This is a genomic window from Sphingopyxis lindanitolerans, assembly GCF_002993885.1.
Classification (GTDB): domain Bacteria; phylum Pseudomonadota; class Alphaproteobacteria; order Sphingomonadales; family Sphingomonadaceae; genus Sphingopyxis; species Sphingopyxis lindanitolerans.
In genome coordinates this window covers 2,542,005-2,556,898 of the sequence record NZ_CM009578.1, presented here as the reverse complement: position 1 = coordinate 2,556,898, position 14,894 = coordinate 2,542,005, and the positions used below count along the sequence as shown (strand labels likewise).

Here is a 14,894-nt window from a genome sequence, read left to right as displayed (position 1 = left end):
AATAGGACCGGCCGAGCAGGCCGGCAAAGACAAGGATCGTCGTGGCAAATCGAGGTCGAGGCGTCAAATCGAGGTCCTCAGCCAAAAAGACTCATTCTGGACCCAATTGCGTGGCGCGGGCTTGCCCTGACGTTACGTCCGGCTATGCTGGCCGGGCACCGGGCCAGAAGGCGCGCGGTGCCGGAACGTAAGAATTCTGCTCGGGCCTTTATGATATTCCCATCCGTTGCCGGGTGGCCGACGCGTATGTCCAAGCCTTCGGGCTAAAGGCGGCGGCGCATATTTTTCCGAGTATGTTCTTACCTCCCGGCATCCCGTTTTCCGGTCCGACCGGTAGGCGACGGACATGGATTTCGAGGACGAACAGAAGCGCGCGCAGGCCTTGAGCGGCAGCGACCCGATGCCGCCGTCCGACTGGACGGGCTTTGGCCAGACCGCCAGCATGGAAGCGATCTACACTGCGCATCAGCCTGCGCTGACGCGCTTTCTGCGCCGCCGCGCGCCGAAGCAAGATCTCGGCGATCTCGTCCAGGAATGCTTCCGCCGCCTTGCCATGGCGAAGGGCGGGAAGCTGGCCCTGATCGAAAAGCCCGGAGCCTATCTCGTCAGCACCGCACGCAACCTGCTCACCGATCGCGCGCGCGCCGATACTGCGCGCCTGACATCGCAGCACCATAGCTTCGAGGATGAGGATATCGCCGGCCCCGACCCCCATGCAGCGCTCGAAGCGCGCGACACGATGCGGCGCGTCGGCGAGGCGATTGAGAAATTAAAGCCCCAAACTGGTTCTATATTCGTGATGCATCGGTTCGATGGCCTAAGCTATGAGGAAATCGCGACAGCGAAAGGAATCAGCGTGAAGGGCGTCGAATGGCATATCGCACAGGCGATGATCGCAATCCGCAAGGCGCGGGCCGACATTAAGTGAGCGACCGCGACACGGAGGCCGCGCATTGGTTTGCGCGGATGCGCACGCCCGGCGCCGAGGCGGACCGGGCAGAGTTCGATGCCTGGCATGCCGATCCCGAAAATGCCGAGGCTTATGCGAACGCCAAAGAGGATTGGCTCATCACTGGCGGCGTGGCGGAAGAACATCTCGCCGCGCACCGCCAAGTGCCGTCAAAGGCGACACCCCCGTCCCGCGCGCACTGGGCGCTCGCCGCCGCGCTGGTCCTCGCAATATCGCTCGCCTTTGCCTGGGTGCTGCTCGGCAATGGCGGCGCCGAGCCGATCGTCGCTGACAATGCGACCGGCGAGCTCGTGCTCGAGGACGGCACCCGCGTCGCGCTGACGGACGGCGCCCGCGTCGAGGCGGAGTTCACGTCGGGCGAACGGCGCGTTCACCTTGTCGGCGGCCGTGCCCGGTTCACCGTCGCCCATGACAGCGCGCGGCCGTTCCGTGTTGAAGCCGCGGGAAGTGAAACCACCGCCCTCGGGACGATCTTCGAGATCGATCTGACGGGGCGGCGGCCAGTCGTCCATCTTGTCGAGGGCTCGGTCGAGGTGCGCGCCACTGCGAAGCCCGAAGCCCCGCTCCGCCTCCGTCCCGGCCAGCGCGCGGCGATCGAGAAGGACGCGCCCATGCTCATCGAGACCAAGCCGGCCGGCGAGGCCGTCATCATGACCAATCCCGTCGGTAAAGCCGGCGGGCCGCAACTTCTCGTCGCCGACGGCCTGCCGCTCGGTGCCGTGATCGAGCGCGCCAATCGCGTGAGCGGCAAGAAGATCGGGCTCGCCGACACGGCCATCGCCGGGCGGCTGGTCAGCGGACGCTTCGATGTTTCGGAGGCGCGATCACTCGCACGCCAGCTCGCGGCCGCGCTCGACCTCGATGTGAAAGAGCAAGCGGGCAGCTATGTCCTGATGCCGAAAATAGCCCACTAGGAGTTTTCCGACCCGATCCGTCTTGCCCCCTCAGACGGCCATGCAGGCCGCTGGGAGGATGGGATGAACAAGAATTTGCTGGCCGCTTTTCTGGCCACGGGATGCGCGGTCGGTGCGCTTTGTCCGGTCGCCGCGCATGCGCAGACCGAGCAGCGCGACTATGACATCGCGGCGCAGCCGCTCGGGGACGCGCTGCGAGAATATTCGGACGTGTCGGGGCGACAGATCATTTTCGCGACCGACCTGGTCAAGGGGCGGCGTTCGACATCGGTGCGCGGACGAATGTCGTCGGATCGTGCCTTATCGCGACTACTGACAGGATCTGGTCTTCAGCCGGAACTCGTCGATGGCGCGCTCGTGCTTCGGGTGGGAAACGCCCCTGTACCAGCGAGCGACGGCTCGACTGAAGCGTCCGAAGACAGCGCCATCATTGTCACGGGTACACGGATCCGGGGAGCCGGCCCGACCGGATCGCCGGTCCTCACGCTCGACCGCAGCGAGATCGAGAAGAGCGGCACGGGATCGGTCCAACAGTTGCTGCAGGCGCTGCCGCAATCGTTCGGCGGCGGTCCGAATGAAACGACGCTCGGCGCCACGACACGCAACGGCTCGGGAACCGACGGCACCTTCGCGTCGAGCATCAACCTTCGTGGCCTCGGACCATCGTCAACGCTGGTCTTGATCGACGGCGCCCGCCCGGCGCTCGGCGGCCTCGGCGGCGTGTTCGCCGATTTATCGCTGATCCCCTTGAGTGCGATCGAACGGATCGAAGTCCTTACCGACGGTGCCTCCGCCATCTACGGGGCGGATGCCGTCGCGGGTGTCGTGAACATCCGACTTCGCAACAGCTTCAAAGGGGCTGAGACAAGCGTCCGGATCGGCACCGCGGACGGGGACATGGGCGAACGGCAATTCGGGCAGATCTTCGGGACGCGCTGGGACGGCGGTCATGTGACCCTCGCCTACCAGTTCAGCGAACGCGACGCACTTGCCGCGGCGGACCGGCGCTTCGCTACCGAAGATCTTCGGCCGTTCGGCGGGCCCGACTATCGCTCGCTCTTCGCGGCTCCCGGGACGATCACGGCCGCCAACGGCCAGACGTTCGCCATTCCACCGGGGCAGGACGGCACCGCGCTGACGCCTGCGGACCTGATCGCAGGCACGCGCAATCCGGGCGACCGGCGCGCGGCGAGCGATCTGTTGCCGCGCCAGCGCGTTCACAGCCTCTATCTCGCCGGCGAGCTTGATCTGACCAGCAGCCTCACCCTCCGCACCAGCATCCTCGCGGCGCAGCGCGACTATCGCAAGGTCGCGCTCAACCAATATCTGAGCGCCGCGCGGGTGCCGGTCACCAACCCCTATTACGTCGACCCGATCGGAACCAACCAGCCGGTCACCGTCAATTACAATTTCGCCAACGATCTCGGAGCGCCGATCGACGCCGGGCGCGTGCGCGGTATCAGCGCTGCGGCCGGGCTTGAGCAGGCGCTCGGGCGCTGGCGGGTGCAACTCGGCGGCGCCTATGGCCGGCAGAAAAGTCGGTCGGACAGCATCAACATTCCGAACCGGACGCGACTGACTGCTGCGCTGACCGAGACCAACCCGGCGACCGCGTTCAACATCTTCGGCGATGGCACCGCGAACAATCCCGCCACGATCGCGGCGATCCGAGGCAGCATTGGCTCGCGCGACGATTTTGAAAGCTGGTCGGCGGCGCTTCGCGCCGACGGACCGCTGCTGCGGCTGCCGGGCGGCGATGTCAGGCTGGCGCTCGGCGCCGAATATCGTCGCGAACGCTATTTCAATCTGACAATCAACGATCTGAGCCGTGCGGCGCCGAGCATGACGCCGCTGACCGGCTTGCCAGGACCCCGCCATGTCCGCTCGGCCTATGCGGAACTGTTCGTGCCGCTGTTCGGCCAAGACAATGCAGTCCCCGGATTCCACCGGCTCGACCTTTCGATTGCCGGCCGCGTCGAAGACTATAGCGATGTCGGCCGCACGACCAATCCGAAGGTCGGTGTCCGCTGGGAGCCGCTTCGGGGATTCGCGCTGCGCGGTAGCTATGGCACCTCGTTCCGCGCCCCGGCTTTCGACGAGCTGATCGGCCCGACGGTCTCGAACTATACGACGTTCCAGCTGCCCGATCCCATGTCGCCGACCGGGACCGCCAATGTCATCGGTTTGTTCGGCTATGGTCCCGGCATCAAGCCCGAGCGCGCGACGACTTGGACCGCGGGTGTCGATATCGCGCCGGCCGCGCTGCCCGGCTTCAAGGCCGCCGTCACTTATTATGACGTCGACTATCGCGATCGCATCGGATCGGTGACCGAGGATTATCTGCGCTTCCTGACGCGGCGCGATCTCTTCGGCGGAATTGTGAACGACAATCCCTCGCCCGAGCTCCTCGCTTATTATTTCGCCTTCCCGACCTTCACCAACCCGCTCGGGCTCGCTCCCGGCGACGTCGATGCGATCGTCGACGGCCAGGTGCGGAACCTGTCGTCGGTGCGGCAGTCCGGGATCGACTTCGACATCGGCTATGCGCCGGGGCTCGCGGGCGGCACGATCGACGTCGGGCTGGCGGGAAGCCATATCTTCCGGATCGACCGGCGGCTCACCCCTGGAACGCCCGCCATTGATGTCGTGGGCACCTTCGCCAACCCTTCCAAATGGCGCCTTCGCGGACGAGCCGGCTGGTCGAAGAATGGCTTCGCGGCGACCGCCTTCGTCAATTATATCGGCGGCTACCTCAACCAGATTCCGACCGTCGCCGCGCGCGTTCCGTCCTGGACGACCGTCGACCTCAGCCTGTCGCAGCGCTTCGGCAGCGACGAGAACGAGCGCGGCCTGCAGCTCGCGATCAGCGCGCTCAACATCTTCGACCGCGACCCGCCATATGTTGAGTCCCGCACCAACAATTCGGCGCTCGCCTATGATCCCGAAAAGGCGAGCCCGGTCGGACGTTCGATCGCGGTGCAGGCGACGATCCGATGGTGAAGAAGCTTGTCTGGGCGGCGTCGCTCCTTGCGGCCGCGTCGCCGGCGCTTGCCCAGACCAGTCCCCGCGAGCTAGTCGAGATGACCGATTTCTCGGGGCTCGCGGCCTCTCCCGACGGGCGCTGGCTGCTTTACCGCCGCGAGCGCCCGTCGACTGTGAGCGGGCGCATCGAGACCGGCTGGTATATCGTGGCGGGCGATGGGACTTCTCCGCCGCGCTTTCTTGGCGATGGCGGTCCAGCGAGCTGGAACGGCACCGGCCTCGTCGAACCGGGCGCGGCCCAATGGGCGCCCGATAGCGAGCGCTTCTATGTCCGGGCGATGATCAGAGGCGCGGCGGGATTGTGGGAAGGCCGCCCCGATGGCGCCTTCGCACCCTATCTGATCGGCGACGCGGATATCGAACGCTTCGCGGTCAGCGCCGCCGGCTCCCTCATCTATGAAACCGGCCCGTCGCGCGCGGCGATCGAACGCGCCGAGGAGGCCGAACGCGACGATGGCATTCTCGTCGACGGGCGCGTTGACCTCGCCCAGACGCTGTTCCGCGGCGCGATAATCGCAGGCCGACCGGCGAGCCAACGGCTCAACGGCGACTGGTTCGACCGCGAAGCTTTGCTCGCCAAGATGCCGCGCCGGGTCCAAGCACGCCTTATCGCAACCGGCGAGGATCGCCTCGCCACCGCCGAAGAGGCTGCGCTGCTGACAGCAGCGCAGTCGGCGTTACCCCAAGCGGCAGAGCACGCGGCCGTGGCTCAAAGCATCTGTGCCACGGCCGCACGCTGCGACAGCGATAGCGGCACCAGATTGTGGACCCACGTCGCGCTCGGCGACGGGCGCTTCGGCCTTATGACGCGCGACCGGCGCATCCGCCAGAATGCGCTGCTCTGGGATCCCGCGATAGGTCTTCGACCTTTGCTGACGACCGAGGGCCTGCTCGGCGGCGGCGGCGAAAATGCGCCCTGCGCCGGAACGCGCGCGGCACTTTTCTGCGTGGCGGAAAGCGCGGCGACGCCGCCGCATCTCCTGCGCATCGCGCTTGCCGACGGCGCAACACAAATCCTCGACAAGCCGAACGATGTTCCCGACCGCGACGATCTTCTCACCGAGGCGGTCGAGTGGCGGGTGGGCGGCAGCCGTGCGTCGGGCTGGCTCGTCCGCCCGAAGATCCCCGGACGGCTGCCGCTCTTCATCACTTACTATCGCTGCGCGGGCTATTTGCGCGGAGGCCTCGGTAATGAGTGGCCGCTGCGCGCCCTCGCACGAAGCGGCATCGCGGCGTTGTGCATCAACCAGCTGCCGACATCCAATGCGACCGGCGAGGCGCGTTACGACCTCGGGCTCGCCGCGGTGCGCGCCGCGATTGCCGAGCTCGATCGCCGCGGGTTCGCCGACCCCGGGCGTGTTGGCATGGGCGGTCTCAGTTTCGGGAGCGAGGTCGCGATGTGGGCCGCGACGCACAGCAAGCTTCTCAAAGCGGTGTCGATCGCTTCGGTCCAAGCCGAGCCAGCCTATTATTGGTTCAACGCGGGGATCGGCCGCGATTTCTTCCGCCAGAATCTAGAGAAGGTTTGGGGGCTGGGTCCACCCGACACCGATCTTGCGGACTGGCGTCGCCGCTCGCCGTCGCTTCAGGTCGACCGCATCGACGCTCCGGTTCTGATGCAGCTCCCCGAGCAGGAGGCGCGGCAATCGCCCGAACTGCAGGCAAGGCTCACCGCGGCGGGCAAGGGCGAACTGCATGTCTTCCCCTTCGCACCGCACATCAAGGTCGAGCCGCGACAGAAGCGGGCCGTCTATCAGCGCAACCTCGACTGGTTTCGCTACTGGCTGCAGGGCGATATCGACCCCGACCCGAACAAGGCCGATCAATATGCCCGCTGGGCGAGGCTCGCCGGCACGCGCCCGAAGCCTTCGATCGACGCGATCCAGAGTTCGATATCGGCGAGCTCGAGCAACCGGAAATAATCATAATCGCCCGCGAGGCGCTCGCGCGCGAGATAGGCTTCGATCCGTTCGCGATCAAGCAGCCCCTCGCGGGCGAGCTGGCCTTCGAGCAGGATGGGGCGCAGTCTGGCGCGCTGCTCAATGAAGGCTCTGGCGCAGAGCGTCTCGAGGCGCCCCTTGTTGCGGCGCCAGACGACAAATTCAGGGAGGCGCGATGCGAAGGCTTGGCGTGCGACGGCGCGGTCGCTACCGCCCGCCACCCACTGCCAGCCCGGTATCGACAGGCAAAGCTCAACCACCGGCTGCGACAGCAGCGGCGCGACGACATCGCGGCCATACCAGCGCCCCGGCCGATCGAGAAAATCAAGAATGCGCTGGATCGACTGGACGTGCCGGATCTTGCCGGGAGGGATGCGCTCGCCCCCATGGTCCCAGACGTGCGGCAAGGGGACGTCGGGCAACGCCGAATGACAGGCATAATCATCGTCGCGCGGCCAACCGGCGGCTGGTGGCCGGCGCCATTGACGATACACCGAGCGCGCCGCGTGCCAGATGGTCACGTCGCACAGCCGCGCGCAATCGCGCAGCGCGGTAGCGGGCCGCCGGATTGGCTCGTGAATCTTGAGCGCATCGATCACCGGAAGGATCGAGCGGGTGATGGCGAAGACATTGTCGCCGCCGATCCCGGTGAAGATGCTCGCGCCGGGCAGCTGCGCCGTCGCGGCGCCGAGCGCCGCATCGATTCCGGCAAGCACGCCATATGTCGCCGGGCGTGGCGATAAGAACCGCGGGCCCGCAGCGAGATCGAGCTCGCTGTCATCGTGAAGATATTCGGCAAGCGCGGCGCCGCAGCGCTCGGCCACCGCGCGAGCATAGCGTCGTTCGTCACCGTCCGGGCTGGAAGTGGCAATCGTCGCCGCGGCGAACCCATGACCTTCCGCGGCAAGCGCTGCGGCGACGATCGAACTGTCGAGGCCGCCGGACAATTCGAGCATGATCTGCTTTCGCTCGCTCGCCCAGGTCGAGACGCATTTCCGGATCGTGCTATTGAGCAGCGGCACGGCATCGCGGTCGTAGATTCCCTTGCGCGTGTGCGGCCATGGCGACCAGGTCGGCCTGACCTGAGTCACATGGCCGTCGAAGGCGAGGCGCGTACCGGGCAGCAATTCTTCTACCCCCGCGAGCCCCGTCCGCGCGGTGCGACGATTGCTGTAGGCGAGCAGATGGCGGAGGAAATCAACATCCAAGCCGACCTTGATTTCGAGCCCGCGCACCAGTTCGAGATGCGAAAAGAACAGCAGTCCGCCGTGTGTGCGAAAATAGTAGAGCGGCAGACCGGTGAGCGGGGCACGACTGATTTCGACCGGCTTTCCGGGTTCCGCAGAGAATTTGAGGTAACTGCCCCAGTCAACGCTGAACGAACCATCCGAGAAATAATCGCCGAGAATGACGCTCGACGCCCGCGCGCGTGATCTCTTAAGTCCCGCGCCGGCATAAAGGGTGAGACCGTCGAATTTGTCGATTTGGTCGAGGCCATGTTCGGTCACGGCCTGTAACACCGCGGACTCAAGCCCCGGCGCGCCCGCTATCCCCAAGATGCCGCGGTCCATCATATGGCGAGCAACGGGCGAAAATTGCTCGCCTCCTCGGCGGTTCCCGTCAGAACGGCCGAATGCGACTGGAGCCAGCAATGGGCGGCAAAGGGTTGGGAGCGCACGCCGAAGACGAGGGTCGGCGCAAAGCCTTTGCGAAGTGACAGCCGATAGAGCGCGAGCGCATCGACCAGACAGCGCGGCGGGATCGGAACCCACCGGCGCGCGTCGGCATAAGCCGATGCCAGCGCGGCGAGCGCCATGTCGTCGGCGTCCCCCGCCGCTGCCCGCTTCGCCGCCGTAAATCCGTCGAGGGTGGCGGCAAGACGTTCGGGAAGAAGCGCCTTGCGCGCCCAATAGAGCGAACGCGCCGCCGCTGTGATGAACGGGAGGCCCGTCCGTGGGATAGGTGCCGCGGCCAGATCCGTTTCGGGCACTTCCATTTCGATCGGGGCAATCGCCGTAGGAGTTTCGCTGCGTGCAAAGAGCCCGGTGCCGATCAGGCTCTCCATCGCGTCGCTGTCATTTGGCTCGCGTGCGCAAAGCCGCTCGAACGCCGCGCGTCGTTCGCCGCAAAGCTGAAGATAGCGGTCGGTTCGAACGTCGAGAAAAATGAGGTCGCCGCCGGCGAGACAGAAGCCAACGCCTGGTGCCAGTGTCCATCCCATAGATATCCCTCCTCGATGCGGGTGCCGGCGCGAACGCCGACACCCGAACCGACGGTTCAGTCGAGGCTGATGCCGTTCTGCAGGTCCTTGCCGCCGATTTCGACGGGCGGACCGAAGTCGCCGGCGGTTTCGGTGCTCACCGAGCCCAGTTCGACGATGTCATTGGTTTCGCGGTTCATGTCGCTACCTCCAAAAATGCCGCGGGATTGCGGCGGCACGATCTTACGCCCTTGAAAAAAATAGAATTTATGTGCTTTCACGATACGAAGAATATCATTCGATTGTTTGCGACCGGGGCCGGAGCTCGGCGGCGACCCGTCCCGCGCGAGCTACGCGCCGGCGGTGAAAAGCCGCACTTTTCCTGCGAAGATCGGCCCAGCGTTCTTGCAGAAAGGCCGTCTCCATCGAGGCGATTTCCTCGCTTGCAACGGGGTCGGTGCGCGCCTCTGCCGCGCGGAAAAACTCGCTTCGGTCGATCATATTGGCGATTGCGAAGCGAATCTCGCGATTGCCGTTGAGGAGAGCGACGGCACGGTACAGCCGGGCGACTCGCGCCGGATAGTCCTCAATTTCCATTGTCGGAAGCATTGCCGCGGTCTCGGACTTTTGAAGTGCCGGATCGCGAAGCGCGAGCGCGAGAAGTGCTCCGGACCAACGATAAAGATCGCAAAGATCGGACTCGGCGAAGATCGGCTGGCGAAAGCCTTCCTGGTGCCAGCTATCGACAATGCGCTCACCCGACAGGCGGTGGAGCGCCTCGCGCACTGGGGTCGGACTCGCCGCGAGCCGCTTGGCAAGGTGGAAGGGATCGAGGCGCGTGCCGGGCGGATAGGCGCCGCCGACAATTCTCGCCTTGAGGTCGAGATAGACCCGCTCCATTGTCGAGCCCGCGTTCATGCCGCAAGGTCCTCGCCACCGTCTCGTTGACCGGCCACATAATCTGCAAGCAACGCGTCCTGATCGGGACGAAGAGCATCGATTGCGGCCAGAGGTTCGGTCGGATAGCCGCCGAACAGGACCGAGGGGCATTGGCCCTCGAAATTACCGAGATTGGGCCGGTGCTGGACATAGCCCGCGAGCGCCGCGAGATCTGCCGGGAATTGCTTCGCCACCTCGGGGGGATAAGCGAGCCATTGATTCTCGTAGGGCTTCAGCCAGCCAAGACAGTAGCTGACGATAATGCCGCGCCGAACCGCGCTGCTCCGGTTTTCACCCGCGCCGTGAAGGGTCGAGCCGAGAAAGACGATCGCACCGCCCGGCTCCGCCTCCGCGACGATCGGAGGCTCGGCCGGCTCTTCGACGAGCGCCTCAAGCCCGTGGCTCCGCGGCCAGATCAGTGTCGCCCCGTTCGATTCGGTGAATTCGGTCAGCGGCCACATGACATTGACGAGATATTCTACCTCGCCGAGGGACCCCTGCCACATGTCCTGATCGCGATGCGGAAATTGCGCCAGCGCGCCTGGATGGAGCTCGATCGCCTGGGCGAGGTTGAGCTGGATCCGCTCGCACCAATTGCCGAGCGCGAGTTCGGCGAGATCGAGGATCGCTTTGTGCATCACGAGCTCTCCAATAAGCGGCGAGCGGATGAGCAAGCGCCCGAAGCGCTTCGTGCGCTCGCCGTAAAAGCTGCCTTCGCAAAAGGGCGTCGCGGCGAACCGTGGTTCGAGGTCGTGCGCTACACCGTTGATCAGCGACGCGGGTGCTGCCCCGCGCAGGATGGTATAGCCATGCCGGAGCAGCTCACGTCCGGCGGTCGAATGGGGGGCGGGCCGTCCCGCCAGGTCCGTATGAACCAACATCCCAGCCTCCTCACGCTGCGCGCGCCGCGGAGACCGCGACCGCCTTGCTGATGATGCCCGCCGCCGCGAGCCGCGAGATTGTCGAACCGTCGATGTCGATGCGCAGCGCCACGAGCGCCGCGCCGCTGTGCAACTGTGGCGGGCCGAGCGGGCGGCAATCCCAACCGAAGCCCTCGACCTGACGGAACCAGGCAAGTTCGGCGACACCGGTAAAAGTCCGGATTCCATTGGCGAGCGCGAATTCAGCGAGACCGACTAGAAGGGAATCACGCGCTATCCTCCGCTGCCGCGCGCCAATCCCCGGCGAAAGGCAGAAGCGCGTGATTTCCAGGACGTCCGCGCCCCGCGGCACCGGTCCATCGACGAGCTCGGGGAACAGGCTGTCGAGAAGCGCCGGCCGCGTGGTGAGAAGCAGCCGCGCCGAGGCAAGATGCTCGCCATCGGCATCGGTCACGATGAGATAGGTGGCATCGACATCGTCGAAATGATCGAGTTCGAACCGGCCCGCGAGCGCCGGAATATCCCATTTGAGAAGGTCGATGAAGACGCGCTTTCGCGCCTCGAACATCGAGCGAAGGGCCCGATGTTCGCTCGCGCGGTTTTGGTGATCGATGATACGCAACATGGACGCCTCCTTTCAAAGAGGCGATCCAATTGAACCGCTTTTTTCGGTCGCACCATAGCATGATAGGGGGGTGCGGCGTTTTTTTAACGGCGAGCGATGTCGACGAAACTGATGTCGCCATCGTAAAGCGCCCGCACCGCAAGCATGGTGCCACCGTTGACGCCATAGCGCTGCCGGGCGTTGCGCAAATGCTCGCGCACGGTGTCGGGCGAGAGTTCGAGATGGCGTCCGATCCGCCAGATCGGATTGCCTTGGGCGGCCCGGATCAGACATTGCCGCTGCCGGCTGGTCAGGCGCGGACCAATATGCATGCGGTCGGGATTGGCGATGCTGTCCGCCGCTTCGAAGGCAGCGCCGCCGATCATGCGGGCAAATTGCAGCGCATCCGGTTCGGCAGCACATCCCGGCCGCCATGCAAAGGACACCGAGCCATGGGCGTCACCCGGAATATGCGCCGGCACCGTTAGCCCGTCGCCGATGCCATGGCGCTCGGCCTCAGCGAGGATGGTCTCGTCGCCCGGGCGCGGTGCGTCGTAGCGACGCATATCGTGCCAGAGAAAGCCAGCTCTGCTGCGCTGGCTCGCCCGGTGCACCGGATCCGATGGCCCCAGTCGGTTCTGATCGAACCAATAGGCCCATTCCTCCGGATAATTGTGAACACGCACGCCCTTGTCGGGCGCGGCGAGAAAATCCAGATGGTGACTGAGCGCGAACCAGGCGCAGCCCATCAAGGCGCAGGCCTCGCGCAGCAGATCGGCAAGCTCGGCTCGGGTCTTTGCACGCGCGAATTCAAGCTCGAAGGCGTGGGCGGCGTCGATCGTCGGCATTACGAACCATGGCGCGCCGACCGCCGTTTCCGAACCAGCCGATCCGCGTGCCCCTCGTAAGGGCCGGCAAGCCCCGCCCTCTTACAAGGCCGGCCGCCGACGGCGTGACCGCCGCTGGTCCAGGCGATCTTGGGAGGATCTCAAAATGGCGGCTAAGCGCATATATTCCTACTATATTCGAGAGATAGAACCAGATTGAGGCTAATTCTCAAAGCGGCTCGCAGCGCGGCTTCAGCTCGATCTGTTCCGAAAATCCCAGGTCGGAATTCCCATCTTGCGCGCCTTGTCGGCGAAATTGTCCTGAATGCCGGTGCCGGGAAAGATGATGACCCCCACCGGCAGTGCGTCGAGTATCCGGTCGTTCCGCTTGAACGGCGCCGCCTTTCCGTGGCGGTTCCAGTCGGGCCGAAAGGCGACCTGAACCACGCCCCGGCTTTCGGCCCAGCATGCCGCTGCACGCTCGGCGCCCGTCGGCGTCGCGCCATGCAGCAAGATCATGTCGGGATGGCGATTTCGCGCCCGGTCGAGACTATCCCAGACCGCGCGGTGATCCGCATCTGTACCGCCAGTGAAAGCGATGCGCGTGCCCTCGGGTATGAGTGACGCCGCTTTCTGCCGAAGGCGGGCGTCGAGAAAGTCGCGGCTATCGATCAAGGTGGCCGTCAGCGCCTTTTGATTGGCCCGCGAGCCAGTGCGCGGCATCCAGGCTTTGCGCAGCAACGCGCGATAATGGTCGGAAGCGGCTTCGCGGAAAAATTCCATCGCGTCGCGCCGCTCGATCAGCGAAATGCCTTCGCGGATCGCGCGTTCCAGCTCGACCGAGCGGATTTCGCTTCCATCCTGTTCGCGCTGCAGTCGACGCTGCAGTTGCTCATTGTCGTCGAGTTTCCGATCGGCCTGGGTGCCGGCGCGGTGGAAGATATTGACGAGGTTCCAGAGCAAATCGTCCAAATCGGGCTCGATGCGCGTGTGCTGCAGGCATCCCGCCAGCGCATCGAATATGTCGGCGATCGCACCGGATGCTAGCCGCGCGTCAGGCAATGGACGGGGATCGGGCTCGTCCTCGAAGGGTCGATGTCCAAAAAGCTGCATCTCCTGAAGAAGCATATGGGTCGGCCCGGTTTCGGCCTGGCAATCGTCAAAGCTGTCGCTTGCATCGGTCATCTGATGTCTCCGCTCGTTGCGCCGCGCTCTCGCGGCCTTCGCGGCGACATGGGCGGCAGGCGCTGCGGGACCGCACCACGGCGCGGGAGCGCCGGGGCCGGAGCGACAGCGGAGGATGGCGGCCGAAGGCTATTTTGCTTCGCGATGCAAAGGGACCAAGGGTCCCGGCGGAAAATAGCCGCGCGGTTGCCATTGCGGCGCCCGGGGCGCCTGCCGCAGTCGCCCTCTCGAAGGCCGGGACGCGGCCGCTGGGCGGATGAAGCGTCGGTGCGGCGCTGCCAATGCCTGCCTGTTCCGGCCCCACGAATGTCGTCAGAATTGCTCAATTCGGTCGGTTCGACACAGCTGCGCTTTGATAGCGTTCCTGACCCGGTCGTGCCCAAATGTGGTCAGATCGGCATTGAAGTCGCCAAGTTCGGAATCAAGGGGAAGCAGCTCGATGTCTGTGCCACTTGCGCGCTCGGCAAGCGTCTCGAAGGCAATCCGGCCAGCGTCATCGTTATCACGCGCAATGTAGAGGCGTCTCAGTCCATCCGGAAATGCGATCGCTGCGAGATGCGCTGCCGACAGGCCCGCGATCATCGGCATTGCCGGCAGGACCTCGCGGACAGAGAGCAATGTTTCCAGCCCCTCGCCAAATACCATCATCGGAGCGGCCCGCCCGAATCGGACGCCAGACCCGAGCAGATGCCCCATGGCGCGGCGCGGATAGGCGACGGGTGCCTTGCCGCCTGCGGGGTCGAGCCAGGTACGGTGGACTCCGGTGATCGCGCCGGCGTCATCGGTGACGGCTGCGATAATCGCAGGCCAGGCAGGCCGGCAATTGGCGGCATCGTCCTCGGAGACGCGGTAATAGCAGTTCGGGTGAAACCGAAGCGCGTCGGCGCAGGCAGCGTCCAGGAGGCGTCGGCCAAGAAAGTAGGCTTGACCGAGACTGCCAGCGACAGGTTTCGACCCGGCCCAGAGCCGCCGGGCGGCTTGGGGCGTTCCAGCCGGATGCTTGCGCGGCGCGGGGTTTCTGGCTGCAGGCGGTTCCATGGGCAGGCTCAGGAAGCGCCGTGCCTCTTCTAGCGTTTCGCGAAAGCTGGCATGTCCGCAGCTCGCTGCGATGATGTCGAGGAGGTCGCCATGGTCCCCGCTTTCGGCGTCGGTCCATTTGCCGGCCGATAGCGCTCCGTCGTGATGGGAGGGAAGCCGCACATAGAGGCTGCGACCGCGCTCATTATGGATATTGCCGACCATCCAATAATGGCCTTCGCGCCGGCCGTTGCCGAGGTAGCGTCGACAGACGGCTTCGGCATTTTCGCCGAGACGGCGAACGATATCGACAGTGGAACTGGACATGCGGGGCTCCTTTGCATCGCGGCCCGCGCGCCGGCTCTCCTTGGAACG

13 protein-coding genes are annotated in these 14,894 nt (G+C 65.3%); 4 read left to right on the top strand and 9 right to left on the bottom strand.

Features of this window, described 5'->3' with window-relative positions:
- Positions 1–346 precede the first annotated feature (346 nt).
- The 4 genes from CVO77_RS12280 to CVO77_RS12265 all read left to right on the top strand — a co-directional run bounded on the left by CVO77_RS12280 (position 347) and on the right by CVO77_RS12265 (position 6,848).
- The gene (locus CVO77_RS12280; RefSeq protein ID WP_105999310.1) at positions 347–928 is read left to right on the top strand and encodes an RNA polymerase sigma factor; all 582 of its coding nucleotides are present in this window, start codon (positions 347–349) and stop codon (positions 926–928) included.
- Positions 925–1,884, top strand: coding sequence for a FecR family protein (locus tag CVO77_RS12275; protein WP_105999309.1), 960 nt, complete (start codon positions 925–927; stop codon positions 1,882–1,884). Before CVO77_RS12280 ends, CVO77_RS12275 begins: the two co-directional genes overlap by 4 nt.
- Positions 1,885–1,947: 63 nt before the next feature.
- The gene (locus tag CVO77_RS12270) at positions 1,948–4,884 is read left to right on the top strand and encodes a TonB-dependent receptor (RefSeq protein WP_105999308.1); all 2,937 of its coding nucleotides are present in this window, start codon (positions 1,948–1,950) and stop codon (positions 4,882–4,884) included.
- A complete protein-coding gene (locus CVO77_RS12265) occupies positions 4,878–6,848 on the top strand; it encodes an Atxe2 family lasso peptide isopeptidase (RefSeq protein WP_105999307.1) in 1,971 nt (656 codons plus the stop codon). Before CVO77_RS12270 ends, CVO77_RS12265 begins: the two co-directional genes overlap by 7 nt.
- On the opposite strand, the gene CVO77_RS12260 is transcribed toward CVO77_RS12265, so the two are convergent.
- The 9 genes from CVO77_RS12260 to CVO77_RS12225 all read right to left on the bottom strand — a co-directional run bounded on the left by CVO77_RS12260 (position 6,749) and on the right by CVO77_RS12225 (position 14,846).
- Positions 6,749–8,386: an asparagine synthase-related protein gene (locus tag CVO77_RS12260; RefSeq protein WP_158258059.1), complete on the bottom strand. Its 1,638-nt coding sequence runs from the start codon at positions 8,384–8,386 to the stop codon at positions 6,749–6,751. The genes CVO77_RS12265 and CVO77_RS12260 overlap by 100 nt on opposite strands.
- A gap of 50 nt (positions 8,387–8,436) precedes the next feature.
- The gene (locus tag CVO77_RS12255) at positions 8,437–9,087 is read right to left on the bottom strand and encodes a lasso peptide biosynthesis B2 protein (protein ID WP_105999305.1); all 651 of its coding nucleotides are present in this window, start codon (positions 9,085–9,087) and stop codon (positions 8,437–8,439) included.
- A gap of 56 nt (positions 9,088–9,143) precedes the next feature.
- Positions 9,144–9,266 carry a benenodin family lasso peptide gene (locus CVO77_RS21025; protein ID WP_146130861.1) on the bottom strand — a complete coding sequence of 41 codons (123 nt, stop codon included), beginning with the start codon at positions 9,264–9,266 and terminating at the stop codon, positions 9,144–9,146.
- A 94-nt stretch (positions 9,267–9,360) separates the two neighbouring features.
- On the bottom strand, positions 9,361–9,966 hold the full coding sequence (locus CVO77_RS12250; RefSeq protein WP_242446188.1) for a GntR family transcriptional regulator: 606 nt from the start codon (positions 9,964–9,966) through the stop codon (positions 9,361–9,363).
- 14 nt (positions 9,967–9,980) lie between these two features.
- On the bottom strand, positions 9,981–10,886 hold the full coding sequence (locus CVO77_RS12245; RefSeq protein WP_105999303.1) for a phytanoyl-CoA dioxygenase family protein: 906 nt from the start codon (positions 10,884–10,886) through the stop codon (positions 9,981–9,983).
- 10 nt (positions 10,887–10,896) lie between these two features.
- Entirely contained in the window at positions 10,897–11,511 is a 615-nt protein-coding gene (locus tag CVO77_RS12240) for an acyl-homoserine-lactone synthase (protein ID WP_105999302.1), read from the bottom strand.
- A gap of 83 nt (positions 11,512–11,594) precedes the next feature.
- Complete coding sequence (locus CVO77_RS12235) at positions 11,595–12,338, bottom strand: helix-turn-helix transcriptional regulator (protein ID WP_105999301.1); 744 nt, start codon at positions 12,336–12,338, stop codon at positions 11,595–11,597.
- Between the two features lie 231 nt (positions 12,339–12,569).
- Positions 12,570–13,502, bottom strand: a complete 933-nt coding sequence (locus tag CVO77_RS12230; RefSeq protein WP_105999300.1) for a DUF2493 domain-containing protein — start codon at positions 13,500–13,502, stop codon at positions 12,570–12,572.
- Between the two features lie 312 nt (positions 13,503–13,814).
- A complete protein-coding gene (locus tag CVO77_RS12225) occupies positions 13,815–14,846 on the bottom strand; it encodes a DUF7146 domain-containing protein (protein ID WP_105999299.1) in 1,032 nt (343 codons plus the stop codon).
- Positions 14,847–14,894: the final 48 nt, after the last annotated feature.

Coding starts and splice junctions, on each gene's coding strand:
- CVO77_RS12225 (WP_105999299.1), bottom strand. CDS start 14,846: ATGTCCAGTTCCACTGTCGATATCGTTCGCCGTCTCGGCGAAAATGCC.
- CVO77_RS12230 (WP_105999300.1), bottom strand. CDS start 13,502: ATGACCGATGCAAGCGACAGCTTTGACGATTGCCAGGCCGAAACCGGG.
- CVO77_RS12280 (WP_105999310.1), top strand. CDS start 347: ATGGATTTCGAGGACGAACAGAAGCGCGCGCAGGCCTTGAGCGGCAGC.
- CVO77_RS12250 (WP_242446188.1), bottom strand. CDS start 9,966: ATGGAGCGGGTCTATCTCGACCTCAAGGCGAGAATTGTCGGCGGCGCC.
- CVO77_RS12240 (WP_105999302.1), bottom strand. CDS start 11,511: ATGTTGCGTATCATCGATCACCAAAACCGCGCGAGCGAACATCGGGCC.
- CVO77_RS12255 (WP_105999305.1), bottom strand. CDS start 9,087: ATGGGATGGACACTGGCACCAGGCGTTGGCTTCTGTCTCGCCGGCGGC.
- CVO77_RS12265 (WP_105999307.1), top strand. CDS start 4,878: ATGGTGAAGAAGCTTGTCTGGGCGGCGTCGCTCCTTGCGGCCGCGTCG.
- CVO77_RS12270 (WP_105999308.1), top strand. CDS start 1,948: ATGAACAAGAATTTGCTGGCCGCTTTTCTGGCCACGGGATGCGCGGTC.
- CVO77_RS21025 (WP_146130861.1), bottom strand. CDS start 9,266: ATGAACCGCGAAACCAATGACATCGTCGAACTGGGCTCGGTGAGCACC.
- CVO77_RS12235 (WP_105999301.1), bottom strand. CDS start 12,338: ATGCCGACGATCGACGCCGCCCACGCCTTCGAGCTTGAATTCGCGCGT.
- CVO77_RS12245 (WP_105999303.1), bottom strand. CDS start 10,886: ATGTTGGTTCATACGGACCTGGCGGGACGGCCCGCCCCCCATTCGACC.